Genomic DNA, 24,504 nt, shown 5'->3' with positions numbered 1-24,504 from the left:
GGTCGCGACGTCCCCACCGCTGGGCGCGGTATCCGTGGCCGGGTTCGTGGCTCTTCCCCCGTGTGGCAGCGCCGAGCGCCTCCGAGCGGCGCACCACCCCTGGACCGGAGGCATGACGCCATGACCGTTGCCGCCCTCGACGAGATGCACGGCACCCCGCACCGCACCACCGCGGCGCCGCACCACGACCCTCGACGCGTCCACCGCCGGCTGGCCTCCGTCGCCGGTGCCGTGCTGGCCGCCTCGACCCTCGGCACGCTGACCGCCGCACCGGCACACGCCGCGGGACGCCTGACGTTGCAGGACCAGGGCGGCAGGTGGACGCTGACCGGCGCCGGGTTCACCCCCGGCCCCGCCAGCGCCCAGGTGTGGGTGATGCTCGCCGACACCTGGACCCGGCACGAGCACCAGAGCGGCATCCAGGTCACGCGCAGCGTCATCTCCCCGTACTTCACCTTCCGCGGCGGCACCCTCGCCGCCCGGGGCAGGCAGCACTGGTTCCCCGGCAGCGGCCTCATCGGCCCGCACTGGGCCGACGACAACCCCCTGCGTTGCGGGCAGCCCTACCAGGCCGTGACCCACACCCCCGCCGACGGCTACGTCTTCAGCAACGTCCTCACGACCCCCTGCCCACCTCTGCACTGACCACCCGGCCCGGCGTCATCGGGTTCCAGACCCACCTCGCCGCGGCGACACCTCCCGCCCGGCCCGGCGCGCCCCGGCCCCGTGCTCCGGGAGGGCGAACAGCGCTCCCGCGCCGAGGCGCAGGGCCACGGGGTGCCGAAGCAGGGCGTGTGCGAGCAGGGCGCCCGCCACGAGCAGCGCGGTCACGGCCACCGGGTAGGCCAGCGCCACCACCGACGCCGCCGCGGAGGAGGACGGCGAGCCCGCCGGCAGGGCCCCGGCGAGGCGGGCGCACACCGCCACCAGCACCGGGTGCAGGGCGAGGAGCAGCACCGGGTGCAGCACGTACAGCGCCAGGGTCCGCCGGCCGAGGCCGGCCAGGGCGGCGGCGGTGCGGGGCGCGGCGGCGGCACCCCAGGTGGCGAGGAGCAGCCCGGCCACCACGGCGAGCAGCCGCAGCGGCGGCTCGACGAGGACCGCGGGCGGCTCCAGCAGCCGCCACGCCGCACCCGCCGCGCAGAACAGCACGGCGGCGAGCGCCGCCCACCGCGGCCGGGGACGCGCCACGAGGCGGCCCACCGCCCCCGGGCAGCGCAGCGCGGCGAGGTACCAGACGGCGTGCTGCTGCACCTCCCCCGTGCCCTGCGGGGCGGGCAGCCACCCCGCGGTGGACGCCACGGCGACGGCGGCCGCGACCCCCACCACGAGCGCCGCGGGCAGGCGCCGGGTGAGGCGGCCGACGGCGGCGTACAGCGCCAGGGCGTGCAGGAACCAGGGGCCGGCACTCCCGAGCAGCGCGGCGGGCAGCAGGGCCGGGGCGTCGGCCGGCTGCACCAGCCCCAGACCCGCCTCCCGGGCCCCGGTCCCGGTGGCGGCGCCGACGGCGGCGGCGGCGAGGAGCCACAGCAGCAGCCACACCCCGTACAGGTAGGCGCAGGTCCCGGCCCGGGACACCAGCACCGCGCGCCGGGGGCGCCGCAGCGCCCCGACGGCCAGCCAGCCCGCCACCGCGAAGAACAGCGGCATGCGCACGGGCTGCAGCAGCCGCGAGGCGGCGACCCAGGCCCGGTGGGCGCCGGCCGCCTCCGGCCAGGGGCCGTCCACCAGGACCGCCACGTGCACGGTGGTGACGTGCAGCAGGACGACCAGGACGGCGCAGGCACCACGGGCCGCGTCCGCCCACAGCAGCCGGCCCCCGCCCCGCGTCACCGCGCCGGGCCCTCAGCCCCGCAGCAGCGGCAGCCCGGCGCGGACGTGGCGGATGCCCTGGGCGATGCGCTGCTCGTTCTCGATGAGCGCGAAGCGCACGAAGCGGTCCCCCTCCGGGCCGAAACCCACCCCGGGGGAGACGGCCACGTCGGCGTCGCGCACGAGCATGGTGGCGAAGTCGATGGAGCCGAGGTGGCGGTACGGCTCCGGGATGGGCGCCCAGACGAACATCGTGCCCCTCGGGCGCTGCACCTCCCAGCCGATGCGGGCCAGGCCGTCGACGAGGGCGTTGCGCCGCGACTCGTAGATCGCGTTGACCTCCGCCGGGTAGTCCGCGGCCTCGTTCAGGGTGACGGTCGCGGCGATCTGCACCGGCTGGAACGTGCCGTAGTCCAGGTAGCTCTTGAGCTTCGCCAGGGCCGCGACGACCTCCCGGTTGCCGGCGAGGAACGCCACCCGCCAGCCCGCCATGGAGAAGGACTTCGTCATGGAGTACAGCTCCACGGCGCACTCCTTGGCCCCCTCGCACTGCAGGATCGAGGGCGGGCGCCACCCGTCGAAGGCGACGTCGGCGTAGGCGAAGTCGTGGACGAGCACCACGTCGCGCTCGCGGGCCCAGTCCACCAGGCGCTGCAGGTCGGCGAGCTCCACCGTGGCCGTGGTCGGGTTGTGCGGGAAGGAGCAGACGACGACGCGGGGGCGGGGCCAGCCGCGCTCCCAGGCGTCGATGACGCCGTCGATGTACGCGGCCCCGCCGTCCTCGCCGGGGCCGATGGGCACCTGCCGGGCGTCGGCGCCGGCGAAGTAGGGGCCCCAGATGTGGATGGGGTACGACGGGGACGGCACGAGCGCCGCGTCGCCGGGCTGCAGCAGCACCCACATGAGGTGGCTGAACCCCTCCTTGGCGCCGATGGTGGAGATGATCTCCGTCTCGGGGTCCAGCTCCACGCCCCACTGGCGGCGGTAGAGGTTCGCGGCGGCCTCGCGCAGCTTGGGGATGCCGCGGGAGGCGGAGTAGCGGTGGTTGCGGGAGTTGTGCGCGGCCTCGGCGAGCTTCTCCACCGCGATGTCCGGGGAGGGGATGTCGGGGTTGCCGAAGCCCAGGTCCACCACGTCGCGCCCGGCCCGGCGGGCCTCGCGCTTGAGCCCGTCGATGATGGTGAAGACGTACGGCGGCAGACCCGGGATGCGGCGGAACTCCATCGGCCGAGCCTATCCGGCGGGTCGCCCGACCTCCCGGTGCGCCCGTCTCCGGGTCCGGGCGCACCGGCACCCCTCCTCGCCCGCCCATCTCCGGGTCCGGGCGCACCGGCACCCCCCCTCGCCCGCCCGTCTCCGGGTCCGGGCGCACCGGCACCCCCCTCGCCCGCCCATCTCCGGAGATGGGCGGCGGGGACGGGTCGTTCCGACGCCAGAACCCGGAGACGGGCGGGCAGTGGGGGCGGGGAGGAGGTGGGGGCGGGGAGGAGGTGGGGCGGGGAGAGGGCGGGGCGGGGATCACACCGGCAGCGAGCGCAGGTGCTCGCGCCAGCCGCCGGCGGCGGAGATGTCCCGGGCGCCCTCGAACGCGACCGGCTCGGCGAGGAACCCCGTGACCGTGCGCCCGTCCGCGAGCCGCACGGGCCCCAGCGCCATCGGCGTGGGCAGCGCCGCGAGGAACCGCCCGAGGACCGCGGCCGGCACCTGCCACAGCTCCCCCGGGACCGCGGTCCCGCCGGCGGCGACGCGGCGCAGGCCCGGCTTGGGCGGGGCGGTGCCCAGGTCGTGCAGCTCGTACACCGCGGCGGTCGCGGCGGGGCCGAGCCAGCGGGCCCCCGCGCCGGAGAGCTGGTGCTCCAGCGGCTGCCCCCGCAGGTGCGCGCCCACGACGAGCAGCTCCACCCCGGCGCCGGTGCGCACCGCCGGGGCGGAGGGGTCGGCGGGGCGCAGGTCCGCCACCCCGCCGCAGGCGATGCGCTCGGCGACGTCGGCGGCGACGGCGTCCCCGAACGCGGGCGCCATGACGGTGACGCCGGTGTGCCCGCCGTCGGCGCGGCCGGCGGGGACGGCGACCGCGGCGAGGTCCAGCAGGTTGGTGAACGTGGTGAAGGTGCCGAGCGCGGTGTTGGCGCCCACCGGGTCCGCGGCGACCTCCGCGATCGTCGGGTGCCCGGTCGTGGTGGGCAGCAGCAGCACGTCGATCGCGGTGAAGGTCTGCGCGGCGCGCGCCCGCAGCCCGTCGAGCCGCGCCCGGTCGCGGACGTAGTCCGCCGCGCCGACCTCCCGGGCTGCGGAGACGATGCCCGCGACGACGGGGTCGAGCCCCGACACCCCCGCGTCGACGGCGTGCCCGACGGCGGCGTACCGCTCGGCGACGAACGCCCCGCCGTAGAGCAGCCGTCCCGCCTCCAGGAACGGGGCGAGGTCAACGTCCACGAGGCGCGCCCCGCTCGCGGCGGCCCGGGCGGCGGCGGCGGCGTACGCGGCGCGGCGGTCCGGGGACAGCGCCGCGAGGTCGGCGTCCGCGGCGATCCCGACGCGCACGTCCGCCGGGGCGGCCAGGGGCGCCTCCGCCGGCCAGGCCCGGCCGGTGGCGTCGGCCGGGTCCGGCCCCGCCATGACGGCCAGCACCCGCCGGGCCAGCGCCACGTCGGGGGTGAACGCCGTGACGCAGTCGAAGGAGCGGCAGGCGGGCACGACACCGGTGACGGGCACGAGGCCGACGGTGGGCTTGACCCCCACGACGCCCTGGAGCGCGGCGGGGACGCGGCCGGAGCCGGCGGTGTCGGTGCCGAGGGCGAAGTCCACGACGCCGAGGGCGACGGCCACGGCGGAGCCGGAGCTGGAGCCGCCGGAGATCCGCTCGGGGCGCTCGGCGTCGCGGACGGCACCCCAGGGGCTGCGGGTGCCGACGAGGCCGGTGGCGAACTGGTCGAGGTTCGTGGTGCCCAGCACCACGGCCCCGGCGCCGGTGAGCCGCCGGACCGCCGTGGCGGAGACCTCCGGGGTGTACGCGAACCCCGGGCAGGCGGCGGTCGTGGGCAGCCCCGCGACGTCGATGTTCCCCTTCACCGCGAACACGGTGCCCGCCAGCGGCAGGTCCTCCCCGGCCGCGACCCGCGCGTCGACGGCTGCGGCCTCGGCGAGGACCTGCGCGCGCTCGCGCAGGCCGATCCACACCTCGGGCCGGGCGACGGCGTGCAGCCGCTCGTGGGCGGCGGCGACCCGGGCGGTGGCGGTCACGCGGGCACCTCCCGCAGCACCATGAGCGGGGTGCCCGGTGCGACCTGGCGGCCGGGGGTGACGAGCACGTCGTGCACCTCGACCTCGGCGTGCGCCGAGAGCACCGTCTCCATCTTCATGGCCTCCAGCGCGAGCAGCGAGGCACCCGCCCGGACGCGGTCCCCGGGGCGGACGTCGACGCGCCACACGCTGGAGGTGAACGGCGCCTCCAGCAGCACGGCACCGTCGGGCAGGTCGTAGGCGCCGTCGGCGGCCGCCACCTCCGGCTCCGGCCTCGGGTCGAACTCCCCCGCGGCCTCCCACGCGGCGCGCTCGACGCCGAACGCCGCGTCCTGGTGCGCCTGGAACTCCGCGATGGAGGCGGCGTGGGTGCGCAGGAACTCCTGGTACTCCCCGAGCCGGAACACCCCGTCCGTCACGTCGGGGCGCCCGCGCCCGGCGGCGACGTCGGCGCGCAGGTCGAGCAGCTCCTCCGCGCTCACGGGGTACCAGGAGATGCGGTCGAAGAAGCGCAGGTGCCACGGCAGCGGTACACCGTCCTTCGGGTAGCGCGACCAGACCTGGGTGGTGCGGCCCACGAACTGGTAGCCGCCGGGGCCCTCCATCCCGTAGATGCACAGGTACGCCCCGCCGAGGCCGACGGCGTTCTCCGGGGTCCAGGTGCGGGCGGGGTTGTACTTGGTGGTGCGCAGCCGGTGCCGCGGGTCCAGGGGCGTGGCCACGGGCGCACCGAGGTACACGTCGCCGAGGCCGAGGACGAGGTACTCCGCGTCGAACACGGTGCGGTGCACGTCGTCCACGGAGGCCAGTCCGTTGGCGCGGCGGATGAACTCGATGTTCCACGGGCACCAGGGCGCGTCGTCGCGCACGCCCGCCATGTACCGCTCGATCGCCTCGCGGGTGGCGGGGTCGTCCCACGACAGGGGCAGGCGCACGCTCCGGCTGGGGACCACCAGGTCGCTGACGGCGGGCAGGGAGTCCTCCACCTCCCGCAGCACCGCGAGCAGCCGGCGCTGGTCCAGCACGTCCGGGTCGGCGTGGACCTGCAGGGAGCGCACCCCGGGGGTGACGTCGACGATGCCCGCCAGGCCCCGCTCGGCGAGGCGCTCGGAGAGGGCGTGCACGCGGGCGCGCAGGCCCAGGTCGAGGACCATCGGGCCGTACTCGACGAGGACGTTGTCGTCGCCGGAGCGCCGGTACGTCACGTCCGGGGCGTCGCCGGTCCCCTCGCGGCGGGCCAGCACGCCATCGTCGCCGTCCCCGAGGCGCTGCGGCGCACGCCGCCCGGTCAGGGGCCGCAGCGCCGGGGCGTCGTCGGAGCGCACGGGGACGAACCGCACGGCGTCGCCGGGGCGCAGCTGCCCCAGCTTCCAGCGCTCGCCGGTGACGACGGTGACGGGGCAGACGAAACCGCCCAGGCTCGGGCCGTCGGGGCCGAGCAGGATCGGGGTGTCGCCGGTGAAGTCCAGCGCGCCGACGGAGTAGGGGGTGTCGTGGATGTTGCTGGGGTGGAGCCCGGCCTCTCCGCCGTCGCCGCGCGCCCAGCGGGGTTTCGGGCCGACGAGGCGCACGCCGGTGCGGGAGGAGTTGAAGTGGACGAGGTACTCGGCGGCGCAGAGGGTGTCGACGTCCTCGCGGGTGAAGAACTCCGGCGCGGCGTGCGGGCCCTCGGTGACGCGCAGCTCCCACTCGGTGCCCAGTTCCGGGCGGTCGGCGGCGGGGACGGGCCCGCGCGGTGCGCCCTCGGGGGTCGCCGGCCGCAGGACGTCGCCGGTGACGAGGGCGCGTCCGGTGGCGCCGCCGAAACCGCCGAGGGTGAAGGTGGCGGCGCTGCCCAGGTACTGCGGCACGTCGAGGCCGCCGGCGAGCAGGACGTAGGTGCGCAGGCCCGGCCCGAGGGCGGTGCCGACGTCGAGGACCTGCCCGGCGGCGACGGGCACCGGCTCCCACATCGGCACCGGCTCCCCGTCCACGGTGACGTGCGCGGGGGCGCCGCTGACGCACACGAGCGCGTCGGCGGAGAAGCGCAGCGCGGGCCCGGCGACGGTGCACTCCAGGCCGGGCGCGCCCTCGGGGTTGCCGAGGGCGAGGTTGCCCAGGCGGAAGGAGCGGTCGTCCATCGGGCCGGACGGTGGCACGCCCACCTGCCACAGGGACAGGCGCCCGGGCCAGTCCTGCACGGTGGTGAGGGTCCCGGCGCGCAGCACCTCGATCCGGGGTTCGGTGTCGAGGACGTGCTCCAGGGTCTTCGTGGTGTGCTCGGCGGCCGCGATCTCGGGGGCGGTGTGCAGGGCGCGCAGCTGCCCGAGGTTGGTGTCCACCCCGTCGAGGCGGGTGGCGGCCAGCGCCTGCGCGAGGCGGGCGAACGCGGCCTCGCGGGTGCCGGCGTGCACGACGACCTTGGCGAGCATCGGGTCGTAGGACCCGCCGACCTCGGTGCCGGTCTCGACCCAGGTGTCGACGCGCACGCCCTCCCCCTGAGGCCACGTCACCGAGGTCACGATGCCGGTGCCGGGGCGGTAGCCGCGGGCGGGGTCCTCGGCGTAGACGCGGGCCTCCACGGCGTGCCCGGACGGGGTGGGCACGGGCGCGTCGAACATCGAGGTGTCGCCCCGGGCCAGGCGCAGCATCCACTCCACGAGGTCCACGCCGAAGGTGGCCTCGGTGACGGGGTGCTCCACCTGCAGGCGGGCGTTGACCTCCAGGAACGAGGTCTCGGCGCGGTCGGCGTCGTAGACGAGCTCCACGGTGCCCGCCGAGCGGTAGGACACCGACTCCCCCAGGGCGCGGGCGGCGGCGTGCACCCGGGCGCGCAGCTCCGCGGGCAGGTTGGGGGCGGGGGCCTCCTCCACGACCTTCTGGTTGCGCCGCTGCAGGGTGCAGTCGCGGTCGCCGAGGACGTGCACGCGCCCGGCGCCGTCCCCGAACACCTGCACCTCCAGGTGCCGGGCGTGCTCGACGAAGCGCTCCAGGAACACCCCGGTGGTGGCGAAGCTGGCGCTGGCCACGCGCTGCACCGACTCGAACGCCTCGCGCAGCTCCGCCGGGTCCCAGCAGGCCCGCATGCCGATCCCGCCGCCGCCGCCGGTGGCCTTGAGGATGACGGGGTAGCCGATGCCCTCCGCCGCGGACAGGGCCTCGTCGAGGTCGGCGAGCAGTTCCGTGCCCGCCGACATGGGCAGCCCCGCGGCGCGGGCGAGCCGGCGCGCGGTGTGCTTGGCGCCGAACGCCTCCAGCTGCTCCGGGGTGGGCCCGACGAACCGGGCGCCGGCCGCCTCCACCGCGCGGGCGAACGCGGCGTCCTCGGAGAGGAACCCGTAGCCGGGGTGGACCGCGCCCGCCCCGGTCTCCGCGATCGCGGCGAGGAGCCGGTCGGTGGCGAGGTAGCTCTCCCGCGCCGGCGCCGGGCCGAGCCGGAACGCGGTGTCGGCCTCCCGCACGTGCGGGGCGCCGCGGTCGGCGTCGGAGAACACCGCGACGGTCCGCAGGCCCATCCGGCGGGCGGTGCGGAGGATGCGGCAGGCGATCTCGCCGCGGTTGGCGACCAGCAGGGTGTCGAACACGTCGGGGCTCCAGGGTTTCCGGTGACGGGGTGCCGGCAGGCTCAGGGGCGGGTGACGACCATGCGCACGGGCGTGGGGTCGAAGCCGTTGCAGGGGTTGTTGACCTGCGGGCAGTTCGAGACCAGCACGAGGACGTCGACCTCGGCGCGCAGGGCCACCCGCAGGCCGGGGGCGGAGATCCCGTCGACGATGCCGAGGCTGCCGTCGGGGTCGACGGGCACGTTCATGTACCAGTTGATGTTGCTGACGAGGTCGCGCTTGCCCAGGCCCCACCTGGCGCCCTCGGCGAGGAAGTTCTCCACGCAGGCGTGCTGGTGGCCGGTGTGGTGCCCGTAGCGCAGGGAGTTCGACTCGCGGCTGCACGCCCCGCCGAGGGTGTCGTGCCGGCCCACCTCGTCGGCCACCACGGTCATCAGCGGCCGGCCGCGGGTGGAGCGCAGGACGCTGCCGGTGGTCAGGAACGCGTTGCGCTGCGCCACGATCGTGTCCGGTGCGCTGTAGCGCTCGGCGGTGTCGGCGGCGCTGTAGAGGAGGCAGTCGACGGCCTGGTTGCCCGCGAGGTCCACGATGGTCAGCACGTCGCCGGCGGTGACGACGGTGGACCAGCCGACGCGGGCGGGCACGACCTCGTCGAGGACGACGGCGCCGGGCACGAGGGCGACCTCGGCGGCGTCGGCGGTGCGGGTGTCGGTGGCGGTCATGCGGTCCCCCTGGCGAGGCGGTCGGCGCGGGTGTTCTCGTAGGCGCGGCGCGCCTCGGGGCCGGAGGTCCAGCGTCCGTCCTCCGGCCGGGTGGGCCGCCCCGGCCAGGCGATGACGTGCAGCGGGCCACCGGGCGCACCGGCGGGCTGGAGGGGGTGCGGGGAGTTCGCGACGAGCACCACGGCGGGCAGCTCCAGGAGCAGGCTGACGCTGCGCCCGGCCCCGGCGTTCACGGGGTCGCCCAGGGTGCCGTCGGCCGCGACGCGCACGCCCTGGAAGAACGTCAGGGCGGGCGGGACGTCGCGGGCGTCGAGGCCGTGCTTGGCGGCGGTGGTGGTGAACAGCCCCGCGGCCGAGGCGCCGCAGAGGGCGTCGTGCCTGCCGGAGGTGTCCTCCACGACGCTCGCCAGCGCCCGGCCCTGGTCGCTCAGCAGGACGTGCCCGGTGGTGAGGTACGCCTGCCACAGCACCTTCACGGTGTCGGCGACGTTCAGCCGCTCCCAGGGGGCGTCGGCCCGCAGGAGGACGACGTGCGCGCACGCCCCGCCGTCCACGTCGGTGAGCTGCACGGTGGTGCCCGCTGCCAGGACGGCGCCGGTGGCGGTCCCGGTGGCGAGGGCCTCGGCCCACACCAGGGGTTCGGCGGTGGCGGCCGCGGCGCCGGTGCGCGGGTGCGGCCACGTGGACGCCGGCACGAACGGGCGCGCGGTCGCGGTGGCCGCGGCCTCCTGGGCGCGGGCGTGCGCCCGGGCGGCGGCGGTGGTTGCGGTGGAGCTCATCGGGCGGCGCCTTCCTGGGCGGGGATCGAGGGGGCGGCGGGAACCGCGGCGGCGCGGCGGCGCAGGACCGCGGCGCGGGCCACGGCACCGGCGGCGAGGACGACGAGGACGACGAGGACGGCGGAGAACCTCAGCACGGGGTTCTCCCCGGCGGGGTCGTAGACGGCCGCACGGGGCCAGGCGAGGTTGACGACCATCGCGGCGCCGTAGACGACGGCGACGACGTTGACGGGCAGGCCCCACCGGCCGAGGGTGAAGTACCCGTCCGCCTCGTGGCGGAAGCCGTTGCGGCGCAGCCGGTGCACCAGCATGGGCGCGGTCACCATGAGGTACGCCAGGTAGATCATGACGATGCAGACGCTGGTGAGGGCGGTGAACAGCCCCGGCTGGCCGATGTTCACGGCGAGCACCGCGATCCCGCCGGCACCGATGAGCAGCGAGGCCACGACCGGGGTGCCGGTGCGGCGGGAGACCCCGCCGAGCACCCGCGCGGCGGGCAGCTGCCCGTCGCGGGCCATCGAGAACACCATGCGCGCGGCGGCGGTCTGGATGGCCAGGGCGCAGACCAGCACCGCGATCGCCACGTCCACCAGCAGGATCCGCCCGCCGACCGGGCCGAGCTGGCTGGTCAGCACGTACGGCAGGCCCTCGGTGGCCAGGCGCCCGTCGTCGAGGCTGGGGGCGGCCATCAGGCCCACGAGCAGGAGCAGCCCGCCGCCGAGGCCGGAGACCAGCACCGCGCGCAGGATGGTGCGCGGTGCGGTGCGGCGCGGGTCGGTGGTCTCCTCCGCCAGCTCCGCGGCGCTGTTGAACCCGACGAGGACGTAGGCGGCCATCAGGCCGGAGGCCAGGAAGGCCCCGAACGTCGGGTCGAACCCGGCGCCGCCGACGTCGAGGACGACCCCCGGGCCGCGCTCGACGTTGAACAGCAGCAGCACCACGACCGCGGCCACGCCGATCAGCTCCAGCGTCACCCCGACGCTGGAGACGATGGCGGTGAGCCGCACGCCGATGACGTTGATGGCGGTGGTGACGACGATGAGGATGCTGGCGAGCACCACCGCGTTCGTGGCGCCGCTGGGGGTGCCGAGGGCGGGGTCGCCGCCGACGAGCTGGAAACCCCCCCAGATCGCGGGCAGCACGCCCTGCAGCGCGACGGCCGCCGCGGCGAACGTGATGACCTGGGCGATGATCATCGTCCAGCCCGTGTACCAGCCGGTGCGGGCACCGGCCAGGCGCGTGGACCACTGGTAGATGGCGCCGGAGAGCGGGTAGCGGGCGACGAGCTCGGCGAAGGTGAGGGCCACGGCGAGCTGGCCGCCGAGGACGATCAGCCACGTCCAGGACACGATCGGACCGGCGAAGCCGTAGCCGAAGGCGAAGAGCTGGAAGACGGTGGTGAGGATGGAGACGAAGGAGAACCCGGCGGCGAAGGAGGCGTAGCTGCCGACGTCGCGGCGCAGCTGGGGCCGGTAGCCGAACCCGGTGAGGTGGTGGTCGTCGGCGGCGGGTGCGCGGGTCGCGGCCGGCGGCGGAGCGGGGGTGGTGGTCATGGCGGCTCCTCGGGGGCGGACCGGCCGGAGCGCTCCGTCGTCGCTCCGCGGGTCGCTTCCTGTCGGGTGACAGGAAGTGCGTCCAGGCTCGTCCCGCGCTGTGTCCCAACAGTTCCGCGTCCGTGAACTTCGCGTGTCCGGGACCGCGCAGCCGAAACACCGCGGTAACACCCGCCGCCCGCCCGGCCCGCCCCCGGTGCGAGGATGCGGCGGTGACGCCGACGCCGCGCAGCCCCGGGCGCACCGGGAGGCCCCGCGCCGCGGCCGCCGGGCGCCCCGGCAGCACCGGCTCCACCCGCGGCGACATCCTCGACGCCGCCGCGGAGCTGTTCACGGCACACGGCTTCACCCGGACCTCCACCCGTGCGCTCGGCGAGGCGGCCGGGGTGCGCCAGGCGACGCTCTACTACCACTTCGCCGGCAAGGACGAGGTGCTCGCCGAGCTCCTCGACGCCACCGTGCGGCCCTCCCTGGAGCTCGCCGAGCGCCTCGTCGCGCGGGAGGGCCCGCCCGCGGTGCACCTGCACGCCCTGGCCCGCTTCGACGCCGGGCTGCTGGCCGGCAGCCGCTGGAACGTCGGCGCCCTGTACCTGCTGCCCGAGGCGCGCGGCGAGGCGCACCGCGGGTTCTGGTCGCGGCGCGAGCGGCTCGTCGACGCCTACCGCGCCCTCGCCCGGGCGGCGGCACCGGAACCCGCGCGGGCGGCCCTGGCCGACCCCGTCGCCGCGGCCGTGCCGATGGCGATCGTGGAGAGCGTCATCCACCTGCGGGCGCAGGTCACCGACGCCGCGGCCACCGCCCTGACCCTGGCGGACGCGTGCCTGCGCGCCGTCGGCGTGCCCGCCGCGCAGGTCCCGGCGCTGGCGGCCGGGTCGGACGCGGTGCTCGCGGCGGAGGCGGACGGGGTGCCGGCGGAGCCGGACGCGGCGCCGGCGGCGCGGCTACCCTGACCGGCATGACGGCGGAGCTGGCCCACGAGTCGTGGACCGTCGACGACCTGCAGACGCTGCCGGACGACGGCCACCGGTACGAGATCATCGACGGAGGACTGACGGTGACGCCCCCGCCGACCAACCGGCACCAGGACATCGCCTCACGTCTGCTCGTGGCCTGGTGGCCACAGGTGCCCGCGGGGTACCGGGCCACGCACGCCGCGGGCGTCCGGCTGCCCGCGAACGCCGCGACGCGGGAGCAGTTCCTCATCCCCGACGTGCTCCTGGTGCGGGCTGACGCGACGGGCGACCACTTCGAGCCCACCGACGTCCTCGTCGCCGCCGAGGTCGTCTCCCCCGGCTCCCGGGTGCGGGACCGGCACACCAAGCGCGGCCTGTACGCCGACCTCGGCATCGGGGAGTACTGGCTGCTCGACCCGGAGCAGGGCACCGTGACGGTCCACTCCGACCCGAGCCCGGCGGAGGGCTACCGCTCCGTGCGTCGGTGGTCCGGGGCCGAGCCGCTGGAGGGCCTGCCCGGCCTGACGGCGGCGGCGCTGCTCGCCTGAGCGAGCCCGTGGCCGCCGCGCGGGTGCGGGTGTCGGAGGTCCCCCGTAGCGTCGCGCCCATGGCCGACGCAGACACCAGCAACGCCCAGGACACCAGCGACCAGGGCGCTCCAGACCAGAACACCCCCGACACCACGAACGCGGAGAAGAACCCCGACGACTGGGCGACCGGCGGGGAGCCGATGACCGGCCCGCAGCGCAGCTACCTGGAGACCCTGGCCCGCGAGGCCGGCCGCGAGCTGCCGGGCGAGCTGAACAAGGCCGACGCCTCCAAGCTGATCGACGAGCTGCAGCAGCAGACCGGCCGCGGCGCCTGAGCCCACCCGTGCCCGCCGACGCCCGCTCCGAGCTGCGGCAGGTCGTGGTCGACGCCGCGGACTTCCGCGGCCTGGCGCGGTGGTGGGCGCAGGCCCTGTCCTGGCGGGTGGTCCTCGCCTCCGACGAGGAGGTGGAGATCGCCCCCCAGGAGGGCCGACCGGGCGTGCCGCTGGTGTTCGTGCCCGTGCGGGACGACAGGCGGGGCCCGAACCGCGTCCACCTCGACCTCGACTCCGACTCCCCCGCGATGCAGCGGGAGACGGTGGCGATGCTGCTGCACGCCGGGGCCACGCGGGCGGACGTCGGTCAGGGCCGCACACCGTGGGAGGTGCTGGCCGACCCCGAGGGCAACGAGTTCTGCGTGCTGGAGCCGCGACCGCAGTACGAGGGCACGGGCGCGGTCGCCGCGATCGTCGTGCAGGCCCTCGACCCGCGCCGCCTCGGCCGCTTCTGGGCGCAGGCGAGCGGGTGGGACCTCGTGCGCTCCTCCGCGGAACTGGCGTCCCTGCGCGCCGGGGGCGGCGGCCCGTGGCTGGAGTTCGTGCGGACCACCACCCCGCACACCACCAAGAACCGCCTGCACCTCGACGTCGTGCCGCACGCCACGGCCCCCGCCCGGCGCGGCGGCGCCCAGCACGCGGTGGTGACGGCGCTGCGGGAGTCCGGCGCCCGCCCCGCCGACGTCGGGCAGGGCAGGCGCCCGTGGGTGGTGCTGGCCGACCCGGAGGGCAACGAGTTCTGCGTGCTGTCCGAGCCCCGGCGCTGAACGCCCTCAGACCGGCGCGGAGCCGCCGGCGTCCACCCAGTCGTCGAGGGCGCGCAGCACCGCGGTCACGACCGGCCCGCTCAGCGGGTGCCCGGCCAGCGCCCCGGACGGGTCCTCACCCCGGCGGCGTGCGGACCAGGCCAGCTGTGCGGCACCCGCCAGCTCCACGCGGTCCGGGGCGCCCTGCCCCAGCCGCTCGCACACGATGCCCGCCACCCAGTCGGCGTCGAACACCCCCGCCGGCGGGGCGAACACGCGCTCGCCCTCCACGTACCGCCCGCTGCCCCCGACGTGTGCCACCCGCCCGACGGTACGGCCGGCCGGCCCCGCCCGCACCGCCGGTCGCGTGACCGCTCCCCCACGCACGACGCCCCGGCCGCGGGATCCGCGGCCGGGGCGTCGTGCGTGCAGGCGGATGCGTCAGGAGGCGCTGTCCGCCAGGTCCGCGCGCACGGCGCGGGTCGCGGTGAGCAGGTTGCGCAGCGACGCCTCGGTCTCGGCGTAGCCACGGGTCTTCAGGCCGCAGTCCGGGTTCACCCACAGGTGGCGCGGGGAGATGGACGCCGCCGCGAGGCGGAGCAGCTCCTCGATCTCCTCGGCGCCGGGAACGCGCGGGGAGTGGATGTCGTACACGCCCGGGCCGATGCCGCGGGAGAAACCGGCCGCGGCGATGTCCGGGACGACCTCCATCCGCGAGCGGGCGGCCTCGATGCTCGTGACGTCGGCATCGAGGCCGTCGATCGCCCCGATGACCTCGCCGAACTCCGAGTAGCACAGGTGGGTGTGGATCTGCGTGGCGTCCGCCGCGCCCGCCGTGGCCAGGCGGAAGGACTCCACCGACCAGTCGAGGTACGACTTCTGCTCCTCCGCCTTGAGCGGCAGCAGCTCCCGCAGCGCCGGCTCGTCGACCTGGATGATGCCGATCCCGGCGGCCTCCAGGTCGGCGATCTCGTCGCGCAGCGCGAGGGCCACCTGCCGGGCGGTGTCGCCCAGGGGCTGGTCGTCGCGGACGAAGGACCAGGCGAGGATCGTGACCGGGCCGGTGAGCATGCCCTTGACGGGCTTGGTGGTGCGGGAGGCCGCGTACGCCGCCCACTCCACGGTCATCGCGGCGGGGCGCGCCACGTCGCCCCACAGGATCGGCGGGCGCACGCAGCGCGAGCCGTAGGACTGCACCCAGCCGTTCTGCGTCACCGCGAAACCGTCGAGCAGCTCCGCGAAGTACTGCACCATGTCGTTGCGCTCGGGCTCGCCGTGCACGAGGACGTCGAAGCCGAGCTCCTCCTGCAGCGCCACGACGCGGTCGATCTCCGCGCGCATCGCCGCGGTGTAGTCGGCGTCGGACAGCTCGCCCTTGGCCCACGCCGCGCGCGCCCGGCGGATGTCGCCGGTCTGCGGGAACGAGCCGATGGTGGTCGTCGGCAGCGGCGGCAGGCCGAGCACGGCGTCCTGCGCGGCGCGCCGGGCGTCGTACTCGCTGCGGCGCGCGTCGGCCGGGGTCAGGCCCGCGAGGCGCTCGCGGACCTCCGGGCGCACGACGCCCGGGGCCTGCACGCGCTCGCGGCGGGCCTGCGCGGAGGCCTCCAGCACGTCGGCGACGCCCGCGCGGTCCTCCAGCGCGGCGGCCAGGGTCACGACCTCGGCGACCTTCTGGTCCGCGAAGGCCAGCCAGCCGCGCAGCTCCGCCGGCAGCTGCGGCTCGTCCTCCACGTCGTGGGGGACGTGGAGCAGGGAGGTGGAGGTGCCGGCGGCCACCGAGGCGGCCAGCGGGCGCAGCCGCTCCAGCTTCTCCAGGGCGGCGGCGAGGTCGGCGCGCCAGATGTTGTGCCCGTCGATGACGCCGCCGAGGACGGCCTTGGTCTCCAGGCCGGGGACCGGGCCGGCGGGCACGGAGCCCTTGACGAGGTCGAGGGCCAGGGCCTCGACGTCGGTGGCGGCCAGGGTCGGGAGGAGGTCGCCGAGGTCGCCGTAGGGGGCGGCCACCAGCAGGGAGGGACGCCCCTCGACGGCGGTGAGCGCGGCGTACGCCTCGCGCACCGCGGCGTGCACGGCGTCGGCGTCCGCGGTCAGGGTGTCCGAGACGAGCGCGGGCTCCTCGAGCTGCACCCAGGTGGCCCCGGCGGCGGCGAAGGCGCGCAGCACCTCCGCGTAGACGGGCACCAGGTCCGCCAGGCGTCCCAGCGGGGAGAAGCCCTCCGGGCTGCCCTCGGCGGGCTTGCTGAGCAGCAGGAACGTCACCGGCCCGACGAGCACCGGGCGGGTGAGGAAGCCGTCCTCCAGGGCCTCGGCGAACTCGCGCACCTTGCGGTCGTCGGCGAAGCGGAACGCGGTGTCCGGCCCGATCTCGGGGACGAGGTAGTGGTAGTTGGTGTCGAACCACTTGGTCATCTCCAGCGGCGCGTCCTCACCGCGGCCGCGGGCGATCGTGGAGTAGCCCACGAGGTCGACCGAGCCGTCGGCGCCGACGACGTCCGCGAAGCGCGGGGGCACGGCCCCCACGGTGACGGCCGCGTCGAGGACGTGGTCGTAGTGCGAGGCCGCCGACGGGATGGAGGCGTCGTGGGCGGCCAGGCCCAGGGTCTTGAGGCGGCGGCGGGTGCGGGCGCGCAGCGCGGCCGCGGCGGCCTCCGTCTCCTCCAGACCGGCGCGGCCGGCCCACAGGGCCTCCAGCGCCTTCTTCAGCTCGCGGCGCGGCCCGATCCGCGGGTAGCCGAGGATCGTGGTGGGCAGACGGGTGGCGTCGTGCGTCATGGTCATCCCCTCCCGTCCGGCCTGGCGCTCGCCAGGTCGGACGCGGTGTCCTGCTGCGCCGGGCGCAGCGTGTCGTGGTGAGGAGCCGTGACCCACGGCCCGCTGGCCAGGTCGGGAGCCGTCGGGGCCCCGCCGTCGAGGTGTACGCCCTCGAGCAGGTCAAGTGCGGCGTGGTGCTTGTTGAACGTGTACACGTGCAGGCCGGGCGCCCCCGCGTCGAGGACGCGCCGCACCAGCTCGACGCTGGCCCGGATCCCCTCGGCGTGGACGGCGGCGCGGCCCCCGGCGGCCGCCTGCTCCAGCCGCGCCAGCAGCGCGCGCGGCACGGGCACCCCCGTCAGCTGCTGCAGGCGCAGCAGCCGGGCGGGGTCGGTCATCGGGATGACGCCCGGCACCAGGGGGATGGTGACCCCGGCGGCGCGCGCCCGCTCCACGAGGCGGGTGTAGTCGTCCGCCTCGTAGAACACCTGGGTGATCGCGAAGTCGGCGCCCGCACGCTGCTTGGCGAGCAGCACGTCGACGTCGCAGGCGTCGGAGCCGGCCTGCCGGGCCGCGGGGAACGCCGCGACCGCCACGCTCAGCGGCTCCTCGTCGACCGGCGCCAGGACCCCGCGGCGGGCGCGGTGGCAGCGGTCGACGACCTGCAGCAGCTCGACGAGGTCGCAGGCGCGGGCGAGGCCGTCCGGGTGCGGGCACCAGTCCGGCTCCCCCGCCGGGGGGTCCCCGCGCACCGCGAGGAAGCTGCGCACGCCGACGTCGAGGTAGCGGGTGACGGTCTCGATGACCTCGGCGCGGGAGGCCCCCACGCACGTCAGGTGCGCCACCACGGGCACCGGGGTGGCGGAGAGGATGTGGGCCACGAGGTCGCGGCTGGTCTCGCGGGTGGAACCGGAGGCGCCGTAGGTCACGGAGAAGAAGTCCGCGCCCGCACCGGCCAGGACGTCGACCGTCTCCAGCACGGACTCCCGCGAGGCCGGCGTGCGCGGCGGGAAGAGCTCGAAGGACACCGTGGGGCGGGACCCAGGGGCCAGCAGGCGCGCGATGCTCACGTGAGGGCTCCCGGACAGGGCGCGGTGACGGTGGGGCGGGTACAGCGCATCTCAACTCCATCGCACCTGGCGGTAGCACCCTGCACCCGATGTCCGGGGGGTTGCTGCGGCGTCGACGAGCCAGGACTCTCGGCCGCTCTGGATGGTGCCCGCAGAGTAGCCGCCGCCGCGGAGGTCGTCCAAATCCGTCCCCCGCCCGGCGCAGCGCCGGGGGTTCTCCCCCGCGTTCCCGCCCGTCCACCGCCTAGCCTGGTGGGACGGCGAGGGTGCCGTCAGCACCGCGCGACACGCCACGCCGCAACTTTCCGGAAGCGGCGTGCGGCGGGGATCGCGTGGCTAGGGTGTGCCAGCCACAGAACCGCGACCGCGGCACCACGCGGCCGGCGAGCGGACGAGGAGGTCTGCATGAGTACGTACGGCAGCACGCCGGCGACCGGGGAACCGGACCCGCACGGCAGCAGGGCTGCGACCGGTGCCCTGCACGGGGACGCACCGGCAACCGGGGGCCGCACCCCCTACCAGAACGTTCAGGACAGCCCGGAGTTCGCCGCGCTGCGCAGCCGCTTCCGGCGTTTCGTCTTCCCCGCCGCGGCGTTCTTCCTCGTCTGGTACTTCACCTACGTGCTCCTGGCCGCCTACGCGCCGGGCTTCATGGGGACCAAGGTGCTGGGGAACATCACGATCGGCCTGCTGTTCGGGCTCGGGCAGTTCGTCACGACCTTCGCGATCACCACCGCCTACGTGCGCTGGGCCAACAAGGACTTCGACCCGCACGCGACGAGCCTGCGCGAGCGCATCGAGGGGCCGGACGCTCCCGGCCACCAGGCAGGAGGACACTGATGCTCACCGCCCTCGCGACGGCCGCCGCACCCACCACGGACATCGGCAACCCGGTCGTCAACATCGCCATCTTCGGCGTCTTCGTCGCGGTGACGATGGCCATCGTCATCAAGGCCAGCCGCAACAATCGCAGCGCCGCCGACTTCTACGCCGGCGGCCGCTCCTTCACCGGCGGCCAGAACGGCACCGCCATCGCCGGTGACTACCTCTCGGCCGCCAGCTTCCTCGGCATCGCCGGGGCCATCGCCATCTACGGCTACGACGGCTTCCTGTACTCCATCGGCTTCCTGGTGGCCTGGCTGGTCGCGCTCCTGCTCGTCGCGGAGCTGCTGCGCAACACGGGCCGCTTCACGATGGCGGACGTGCTGAGCTTCCGCCTGCAGGAGCGCCCGGTGCGCATGGCGGCGGCGTGCTCCACGCTCATCGTCTGCTTCTTCTACCTGCTGGCGCAGATGGCCGGCGCGGGCGGCCTCGTCGCCCTGCTGCTGGGCATCACCAGCACCGCCGGGCAGAACGTCGTCATCACCGTCGTCGGCGCGCTGATGATCGCCTACGTGCTCATCGGCGGCATGAAGGGCACCACCTGGGTCCAGATCATCAAGGCGATCCTGCTCGTCGTGGGCGCCGGCGTGATGACGATCTGGGTGCTCGCGCTGTACGGCTTCAACCTTTCCGAGCTGCTCGGTGCGGCCGTGGCCAAGGAGGGCAACGCCGGTGAGGCGCTGCTCGGGCCGGGCGCCCAGTACGGCGCGAGCGGCCTGACGAAGCTCAACTTCATCTCGCTGTCGATGGCCCTGGTGTTCGGCACCGCCGGCCTGCCGCACGTCCTCATGCGCTTCTACACGGTCCCCACCTCCCGCGAGGCCCGCAAGAGCGTCGTCTGGGCGATCTGGATCATCGGCTTCTTCTACCTGTTCACCCTGGTCCTGGGCTACGGCGCCGGCGCCCTGGTGGGCAAGACGACGATCCTCGCCGCGCCCGGCAAGGCGAACTCGGCGGCGCCGCTGCTGGCCTACCAGCTCGGCGGGGAGATCCTGCTCGGCATCATCGCGGCCGTCGCCTTCGCGACGATCCTCGCCGTGGTCGCCGGCCTGGCCATCACCGCCAGCGCCTCCTTCGCCCACGACATCTACGCCAGCGTCATCAAGCGCGGCCAGGTGAGCCCGGACGCGGAGGTGCGGGTGGCGCGGCTCAGCGTGGTCGTCATCGGCGCCATCTCGATCGTCGGCGGCATCTTCGCCAACGGCCAGAACATCGCCTTCCTCGTGGCGCTGGCCTTCGCGGTCGCCGCGAGCGCGAACCTGCCCACGATCATCTACTCGCTCTTCTGGCCGCGCTTCACCACCCGTGGCGCCCTGTGGAGCATCTACGGCGGTCTCATCAGCTGCATCGGGCTGATCATCTTCTCGCCGGTCGTCTCCGGCAAGGTGGACCCGCAGACCGGCGCGAGCCTGTCGATGATCCGCGACACGGGCATCGACTTCTCCTGGTTCCCGCTGGACAACCCCGGCATCATCAGCATCCCGCTGGGCTTCTTCCTCGGCTGGCTGGGCTCGGTCACCAGCAAGGAGCGCGGGGCGGAGGTGCGCGCCGCCGAGATGGAGGTGCGCTCCCTCACCGGTGCCGGCGCGGAGAAGGCCGTCTCCCACTGAGCACCACCCCCTGAGCACGACGGGGCCCCCGGCGGCACGAGCCGCCGGGGGCCCCGTCGCGTGGGCGGGTACCAGGAGCGGGGCCGGAGCAGGTGCGGACCGGCTCGGGACCGGGGCAGGACCGGCTCGGGACCGGCTCGGGACCGGCTCAGGACCGGGGGGCGGGGCGGCGCGCCCGCGCGGCGGCGTCGTACAGCTCCCGCTTGGCGACCGTGGTGCCCTCCGCCACCGCCGCGGCCGCGTCCTTCAGCCGCTCACCGGCGGCGACGAGGTCCAGCACCCGGGCCACGAGCACGTCCACGCCCACGTCCTCGGGCGCGGTGGGCGCCGGGCCGACCACCAGGCACACCTCCCCCCGCACCTCCCCCGCGGCGGCCCACGCGGCCAGCTCCCCCAGCGGCAGCCGGACGACCTCCTCGTAGGTCTTCGTCAGCTCCCGGCACACCGCCGCGGGACGCCCGGGGCCGAACGCCGCCGCCATCGCCTCCAGGGTCGCGGCGGTGCGGTGCGGCGCCTCGAAGAACACCAGCGTGCGCTGCTCGTGCGCCAGGGCCGCCAGCGCCCGGGCCCGCTCCCCGGGTTTGCGCGGGCAGAAGCCCTCGAAGGCGAACCGGTCCACGGGCAGACCCGAGACGGCGAGGGCGGCCAGGACCGCCGAGGGACCGGGGACCACGCTCACCGGCAGGCCGGCCCCGGCGCAGGCCACCGTCAGGCGGTAGCCGGGGTCCGAGACCGAGGGCATGCCCGCATCGGTGACGAGCGCCACGACGGCACCGGCGGCGACGGCCTCCAGCAGCTCAGGGGTGCGGGTGGACTCGTTGTGCTCGTGGTAGCTCAGCACCCGCCCGGCCGGCTCCACGCCCAGCTCCGCGCACAGCCGCCGCAGCCGCCGGGTGTCCTCCGCGGCGACCACGTCGGCGTCCGCGAGCAGGCGCGCCAGGCGCGGTGAGGCGTCCAGGACGTTGCCGATCGGGGTCGCCGCCAGCACCAGGCGCCCACCGGGGCGCTCACCCGCTCCGCTTCCCACGGCGCGATCCTCCCACCCGCCGCCGGTGGTCGGGCGCGCGCGGCGGGTGGGTGGGTGCGCGCGGCCACGCGTGCCGGGGGCGCGCGGGCGGCCCCTCCTACGATGGCGAGGTGACGCAGCACCGCGGACCCCTGGGCCGCCCGTGAGCACCGCAGCACCGGTGGCGCCCCGGGGCGGGCCCGGCAGCCAGGAGCTGCGCAGGCGCCTGCTGGGCGGCCCCTCGGAGATCGACGGGGAGTCGTGGCGGCGCGCGTGGCTGCCGCTGCTGGTCGTCACGGCCATCGGCGGGCTGCTGCGGTTCTGGAGGCTCGGCACCCCCCACCAGCTCGTGTTCGACGAGACGTACTACGTCAAGCAGGGCTGGTCGATGCTGCTGCGGGGCTACGAGCTGCGCAACGACCCCGGCATCGAGAAACCGGACGAGCTGTTCACGGCGGGCACCCCGGACGTCTTCGGGGAGACCGCCGACTTCGTGGTCCACCCCCCGGTGGGCAAGTGGATGATCGCGGCCGGGGAGTGGCTGCTGGGGATCGACAGCTCCACGGGCTGGCGGCTCTCGGCGGCGGTCGTCGGGACGCTGTCGATCCTCGTCCTGGGCCGGGTGGCGCGGCGGCTGTTCCGCTCGACGCTGCTGGGGGTGACGGCGGCGGTGCTGCTGGCCACGGACGGGCTGCACTTCGTCCTCAGCCGCACCAGCCTGCTCGACGTCTTCCTGATGTTCTGGGTGCTCGTGGCCTTCGCCTGCCTGCTCGTCGACCGGGACGCCGCGCGCGCACGGCTGGCGGAGCGGGTGGGCGCCCTGCCGGCGGGCGGGCGGGCGGCGGGGCGGCTCGCGTGGGCCGGGCCCGGGCTGGGGCTGCGGCCGTGGCGGCTGGCCGCCGGGGTGAGCCTGGGGCTGGCGTGCGGGGTGAAGTGGTCGGGGCTGTACTTCCTGGCCGTCTTCGGCCTGATGACGGTGCTGTGGGACGCCGGGGCCCGGCGGGCGGTGGGCCTGCGGGCCTGGCTGCCCGCGGCGGCCCTGCGCGACGGCGTGCCGGCGTTCGTCTCGCTGGTGCCGGTGGCCGTGCTGACGTACACGGCGACGTGGGCGGGCTGGTTCGCCAGCGACGACGGCTACCAGCGGCAGTGGGCGGCGCAGAACCCCGCGACGGGCGCCGCCGGACTGGTGCCGGACGCGCTGCGGAGCCTGTGGAGGTACCACCAGGACGCGTACACGTTCCACATCGGGCTCAGCTCGCCGCACCCCTACATGGCCAACCCCTGGTCGTGGCTGGTGCAGGGGCGGCCGACGTCGTTCTTCTACGAGGACCCGGCGCTGGGCGAGTACGGCTGCGAGGTGGCGCAGTGCTCGCGGGCGATCACGTCGCTGGGCACGCCGGTGCTGTGGTGGTCGGCGACGCTGGCCGTCGTGGCGCTGGTGGCGGTGTGGGCGCTGCGGCGGGACTGGCGGGCGGGAGCGGTGCTGGCCGGCTTCGCCGCGGGGTACCTGCCGTGGTTCCAGTACCAGCACCGGACGATCTTCACGTTCTACGCGGTGGTGCTCACGCCGTGGGTGGTGCTGGCCGTGGTGTTCGTGCTCGGGATGCTGCTGGGCCCGGACCCGCGGCGGGCCCCCGACCCGGCGGGCGGGGCGGCCGGCGGCGCTGCCGGCGACGCTGCCGACGGGGTGGCCGGCGGGGACCCGGGGGCCGCGAGGTGGCGGCGGCAGTGGGGCGCGGTGGTGGCGGGCACGGTGGTCGTGGCGTGCGTGGCGTGCTTCGCGTTCTTCTGGCCGGTGTACACGGCCGAGGTCATCCCGTACGACTCGTGGCGCGCGCGGATGTGGCTGCCGAGCTGGGTGTGACAGGACCTGTCACTCTATGCGCAGATGTAACACACGTCGGGTGACACTCACTCGCCGCTGCCGTTAGGCTACGGCCCGATCCGGAGCTACTCCTCACGGGTGACCTCGAACGGACGGAAAGCCTCATGACCGCTCTGCTCGTCGCCAACGACGGGGGCCACCTCATGCAGCTGCGAACCCTCGCGCGCCGCCTGCCGCTCACCGAGCCGTTCAAGTGGGTCACGGTCCCGACCCCCCAGACCGAGTCGCTCCTCGCCGACGAGGACGTCCTGTGGGTCAGGCCCGCGCCCACGCGGGACCTGCGCGCCGCGCTCGGCAACGCCGTCCTCACCTCCTCGCTCTTCCGCAGCGGCGACGTCTCGGCCGTCGTCAGCACCGGCTCCAGCCTCGCCGTCTCCACGCTGCCCCAGGCCCGCCTGCGCGGCACCCCCGCCTACTACATCGAGAGCGCCACCCGCACCCAGGGCCCCTCCCTCAGCGGGCGGCTGCTCGCCACCATCCCCGGCATCGAGCTCTACACGCAGAACCCCGCCTGGGCCTCGCGGCGCTGGAAGTACGCCGGCTCCGTCTTCGACGGCTGGCAGGCCCGCACCGGCACCGGGCCCCGGCCGGTGTCCCGGATCGTCGTCACGCTCGGCACCTCCCGCACCTTCGGGTTCCGCCGGCTCGTGGAGCACCTCGCCCCGCTGCTCGCGGCCACCGGCGCGGAGGTCCTGTGGCAGACCGGCACCACCGACGTCACCGGGCTGCCCGTGCGCGACCCCCGCAGGGCCGTGCCCGCCGTGGAGATGGCCGCCGCCATGCGGGAGGCCGACGTCGTCATCGCCCACGCCGGCACCGGCGCCGCGCTGGAGGCCCTGCAGGCCGGGAAGCTGCCCATCCTCGTGCCCCGGCGCGCCGAGTTCCACGAGCACGTCGACGACCACCAGGAGCAGATCGCCACGATGCTCGCCGAGCGGCGCCTGGCCATCGTGCGCGAGGCCGGCGCCGTCGACCTGCGCGACCTGGAGCTGGCCGCCGCCAGCACCGTCGACCTCGCCGCGCAGACCGAGCCCCTGCGGCTCTGAGGACGCGCCGGACGGGCCGCCGGGCCACGGCGGCTCCGC

General features: G+C 75.9%; 20 protein-coding genes and 1 riboswitch. Of the genes, 9 read left to right on the top strand and 11 right to left on the bottom strand.

The window, feature by feature from the left end:
- Nucleotides 1-120 precede the first annotated feature (120 nt).
- A complete protein-coding gene (locus tag ACYQBY_RS04480) occupies nucleotides 121-645 on the top strand; it encodes a hypothetical protein (RefSeq protein ID WP_459642628.1) in 525 nt (174 codons plus the stop codon).
- A gap of 15 nt (nucleotides 646-660) precedes the next feature.
- Here the strand turns inward: ACYQBY_RS04480 and ACYQBY_RS04475 are convergent, their stop codons facing one another.
- From ACYQBY_RS04475 to ACYQBY_RS04445, 7 genes are all read right to left on the bottom strand, one after another.
- The gene (locus ACYQBY_RS04475) at nucleotides 661-1,833 is read right to left on the bottom strand and encodes an acyltransferase family protein (RefSeq protein ID WP_459642627.1); all 1,173 of its coding nucleotides are present in this window, start codon (nucleotides 1,831-1,833) and stop codon (nucleotides 661-663) included.
- A 12-nt stretch (nucleotides 1,834-1,845) separates the two neighbouring features.
- Entirely contained in the window at nucleotides 1,846-3,036 is a 1,191-nt protein-coding gene (locus ACYQBY_RS04470) for an aminotransferase class I/II-fold pyridoxal phosphate-dependent enzyme (RefSeq protein WP_459642626.1), read from the bottom strand.
- 294 nt (nucleotides 3,037-3,330) lie between these two features.
- A complete protein-coding gene (gene atzF, locus ACYQBY_RS04465) occupies nucleotides 3,331-5,055 on the bottom strand; it encodes an allophanate hydrolase (RefSeq protein ID WP_459642625.1) in 1,725 nt (574 codons plus the stop codon).
- Entirely contained in the window at nucleotides 5,052-8,618 is a 3,567-nt protein-coding gene (uca, locus tag ACYQBY_RS04460) for an urea carboxylase (protein WP_459642624.1), read from the bottom strand. Before uca ends, atzF begins: the two co-directional genes overlap by 4 nt.
- 41 nt (nucleotides 8,619-8,659) lie before the next feature.
- Complete coding sequence (locus tag ACYQBY_RS04455; protein ID WP_459642623.1) at nucleotides 8,660-9,319, bottom strand: urea amidolyase associated protein UAAP2; 660 nt, start codon at nucleotides 9,317-9,319, stop codon at nucleotides 8,660-8,662.
- Nucleotides 9,316-10,098, bottom strand: a complete 783-nt coding sequence (locus ACYQBY_RS04450) for a DUF1989 domain-containing protein (protein WP_459642622.1) — start codon at nucleotides 10,096-10,098, stop codon at nucleotides 9,316-9,318. The genes ACYQBY_RS04455 and ACYQBY_RS04450 overlap by 4 nt, the downstream gene beginning before the upstream one ends.
- Nucleotides 10,095-11,651, bottom strand: a complete 1,557-nt coding sequence (locus tag ACYQBY_RS04445; protein ID WP_459642621.1) for an amino acid permease — start codon at nucleotides 11,649-11,651, stop codon at nucleotides 10,095-10,097. Before ACYQBY_RS04445 ends, ACYQBY_RS04450 begins: the two co-directional genes overlap by 4 nt.
- 212 nt (nucleotides 11,652-11,863) lie before the next feature.
- On the opposite strand from ACYQBY_RS04445, the gene ACYQBY_RS04440 reads away from it, so the two are divergent.
- From ACYQBY_RS04440 to ACYQBY_RS04425, 4 genes are read left to right on the top strand one after another with little or no spacing between them, the layout of a single operon-like run.
- On the top strand, nucleotides 11,864-12,601 hold the full coding sequence (locus ACYQBY_RS04440) for a TetR/AcrR family transcriptional regulator (protein WP_459642620.1): 738 nt from the start codon (nucleotides 11,864-11,866) through the stop codon (nucleotides 12,599-12,601).
- A gap of 5 nt (nucleotides 12,602-12,606) precedes the next feature.
- Nucleotides 12,607-13,152: a Uma2 family endonuclease gene (locus ACYQBY_RS04435; protein ID WP_459642619.1), complete on the top strand. Its 546-nt coding sequence runs from the start codon at nucleotides 12,607-12,609 to the stop codon at nucleotides 13,150-13,152.
- Nucleotides 13,153-13,211: 59 nt separating this feature from the next.
- Entirely contained in the window at nucleotides 13,212-13,469 is a 258-nt protein-coding gene (locus tag ACYQBY_RS04430; RefSeq protein WP_459642618.1) for a DUF3072 domain-containing protein, read from the top strand.
- Between the two features lie 8 nt (nucleotides 13,470-13,477).
- Entirely contained in the window at nucleotides 13,478-14,236 is a 759-nt protein-coding gene (locus ACYQBY_RS04425) for a VOC family protein (protein WP_459642617.1), read from the top strand.
- A 6-nt stretch (nucleotides 14,237-14,242) separates the two neighbouring features.
- On the opposite strand, the gene ACYQBY_RS04420 is transcribed toward ACYQBY_RS04425, so the two are convergent.
- The 3 genes from ACYQBY_RS04420 to ACYQBY_RS04410 form a co-directional block, all read right to left on the bottom strand.
- A complete protein-coding gene (locus ACYQBY_RS04420) occupies nucleotides 14,243-14,536 on the bottom strand; it encodes a hypothetical protein (protein WP_459642616.1) in 294 nt (97 codons plus the stop codon).
- 120 nt (nucleotides 14,537-14,656) lie between these two features.
- On the bottom strand, nucleotides 14,657-16,987 hold the full coding sequence (gene metE / locus ACYQBY_RS04415; protein ID WP_459642615.1) for a 5-methyltetrahydropteroyltriglutamate--homocysteine S-methyltransferase: 2,331 nt from the start codon (nucleotides 16,985-16,987) through the stop codon (nucleotides 14,657-14,659).
- A gap of 2 nt (nucleotides 16,988-16,989) precedes the next feature.
- Nucleotides 16,990-18,036 (bottom strand): methylenetetrahydrofolate reductase, encoded by a 1,047-nt coding sequence (locus ACYQBY_RS04410; RefSeq protein WP_459642614.1) that lies wholly within the window; start codon nucleotides 18,034-18,036, stop codon nucleotides 16,990-16,992.
- A 54-nt stretch (nucleotides 18,037-18,090) separates the two neighbouring features.
- Nucleotides 18,091-18,185, bottom strand: a riboswitch (SAM riboswitch).
- Between the two features lie 328 nt (nucleotides 18,186-18,513).
- Between ACYQBY_RS04410 and ACYQBY_RS04405 the strand changes: the two genes are divergently transcribed.
- Nucleotides 18,514-18,876: a DUF485 domain-containing protein gene (locus ACYQBY_RS04405; RefSeq protein ID WP_459643109.1), complete on the top strand. Its 363-nt coding sequence runs from the start codon at nucleotides 18,514-18,516 to the stop codon at nucleotides 18,874-18,876.
- On the top strand, nucleotides 18,876-20,528 hold the full coding sequence (locus tag ACYQBY_RS04400) for a solute symporter family protein (protein ID WP_459642613.1): 1,653 nt from the start codon (nucleotides 18,876-18,878) through the stop codon (nucleotides 20,526-20,528). The genes ACYQBY_RS04405 and ACYQBY_RS04400 overlap by 1 nt, the downstream gene beginning before the upstream one ends.
- A gap of 148 nt (nucleotides 20,529-20,676) precedes the next feature.
- On the opposite strand, the gene rsmI is transcribed toward ACYQBY_RS04400, so the two are convergent.
- Nucleotides 20,677-21,555: a 16S rRNA (cytidine(1402)-2'-O)-methyltransferase gene (gene rsmI, locus ACYQBY_RS04395; RefSeq protein WP_459642612.1), complete on the bottom strand. Its 879-nt coding sequence runs from the start codon at nucleotides 21,553-21,555 to the stop codon at nucleotides 20,677-20,679.
- Between the two features lie 142 nt (nucleotides 21,556-21,697).
- Between rsmI and ACYQBY_RS04390 the strand changes: the two genes are divergently transcribed.
- Both ACYQBY_RS04390 and ACYQBY_RS04385 read left to right on the top strand, forming a co-directional pair.
- On the top strand, nucleotides 21,698-23,398 hold the full coding sequence (locus ACYQBY_RS04390) for a dolichyl-phosphate-mannose--protein mannosyltransferase (protein WP_459642611.1): 1,701 nt from the start codon (nucleotides 21,698-21,700) through the stop codon (nucleotides 23,396-23,398).
- A gap of 125 nt (nucleotides 23,399-23,523) precedes the next feature.
- On the top strand, nucleotides 23,524-24,465 hold the full coding sequence (locus ACYQBY_RS04385) for a glycosyltransferase (RefSeq protein WP_459642610.1): 942 nt from the start codon (nucleotides 23,524-23,526) through the stop codon (nucleotides 24,463-24,465).
- The last annotated feature ends 39 nt before the right edge of the window (nucleotides 24,466-24,504 follow it).

Source organism: Kineococcus anabasis, assembly GCF_054590795.1.
Note: the sequence above shows the minus strand (reverse complement) of the source record. Positions and strands in the feature narration are given on the sequence as shown.

What these genes read in the sequence shown, in the direction of transcription:
- ACYQBY_RS04480 (WP_459642628.1), top strand. Translation starts at nt 121, where the DNA reads ATGACCGTTGCCGCCCTCGACGAGATGCACGGCACCCCGCACCGCACC.
- ACYQBY_RS04470 (WP_459642626.1), bottom strand. Translation starts at nt 3,036, where the DNA reads ATGGAGTTCCGCCGCATCCCGGGTCTGCCGCCGTACGTCTTCACCATC.
- ACYQBY_RS04455 (WP_459642623.1), bottom strand. Translation starts at nt 9,319, where the DNA reads ATGACCGCCACCGACACCCGCACCGCCGACGCCGCCGAGGTCGCCCTC.
- ACYQBY_RS04450 (WP_459642622.1), bottom strand. Translation starts at nt 10,098, where the DNA reads ATGAGCTCCACCGCAACCACCGCCGCCGCCCGGGCGCACGCCCGCGCC.
- ACYQBY_RS04445 (WP_459642621.1), bottom strand. Translation starts at nt 11,651, where the DNA reads ATGACCACCACCCCCGCTCCGCCGCCGGCCGCGACCCGCGCACCCGCC.
- ACYQBY_RS04435 (WP_459642619.1), top strand. Translation starts at nt 12,607, where the DNA reads ATGACGGCGGAGCTGGCCCACGAGTCGTGGACCGTCGACGACCTGCAG.
- ACYQBY_RS04430 (WP_459642618.1), top strand. Translation starts at nt 13,212, where the DNA reads ATGGCCGACGCAGACACCAGCAACGCCCAGGACACCAGCGACCAGGGC.
- metE (WP_459642615.1), bottom strand. Translation starts at nt 16,987, where the DNA reads ATGACGCACGACGCCACCCGTCTGCCCACCACGATCCTCGGCTACCCG.
- ACYQBY_RS04400 (WP_459642613.1), top strand. Translation starts at nt 18,876, where the DNA reads ATGCTCACCGCCCTCGCGACGGCCGCCGCACCCACCACGGACATCGGC.
- ACYQBY_RS04385 (WP_459642610.1), top strand. Translation starts at nt 23,524, where the DNA reads ATGACCGCTCTGCTCGTCGCCAACGACGGGGGCCACCTCATGCAGCTG.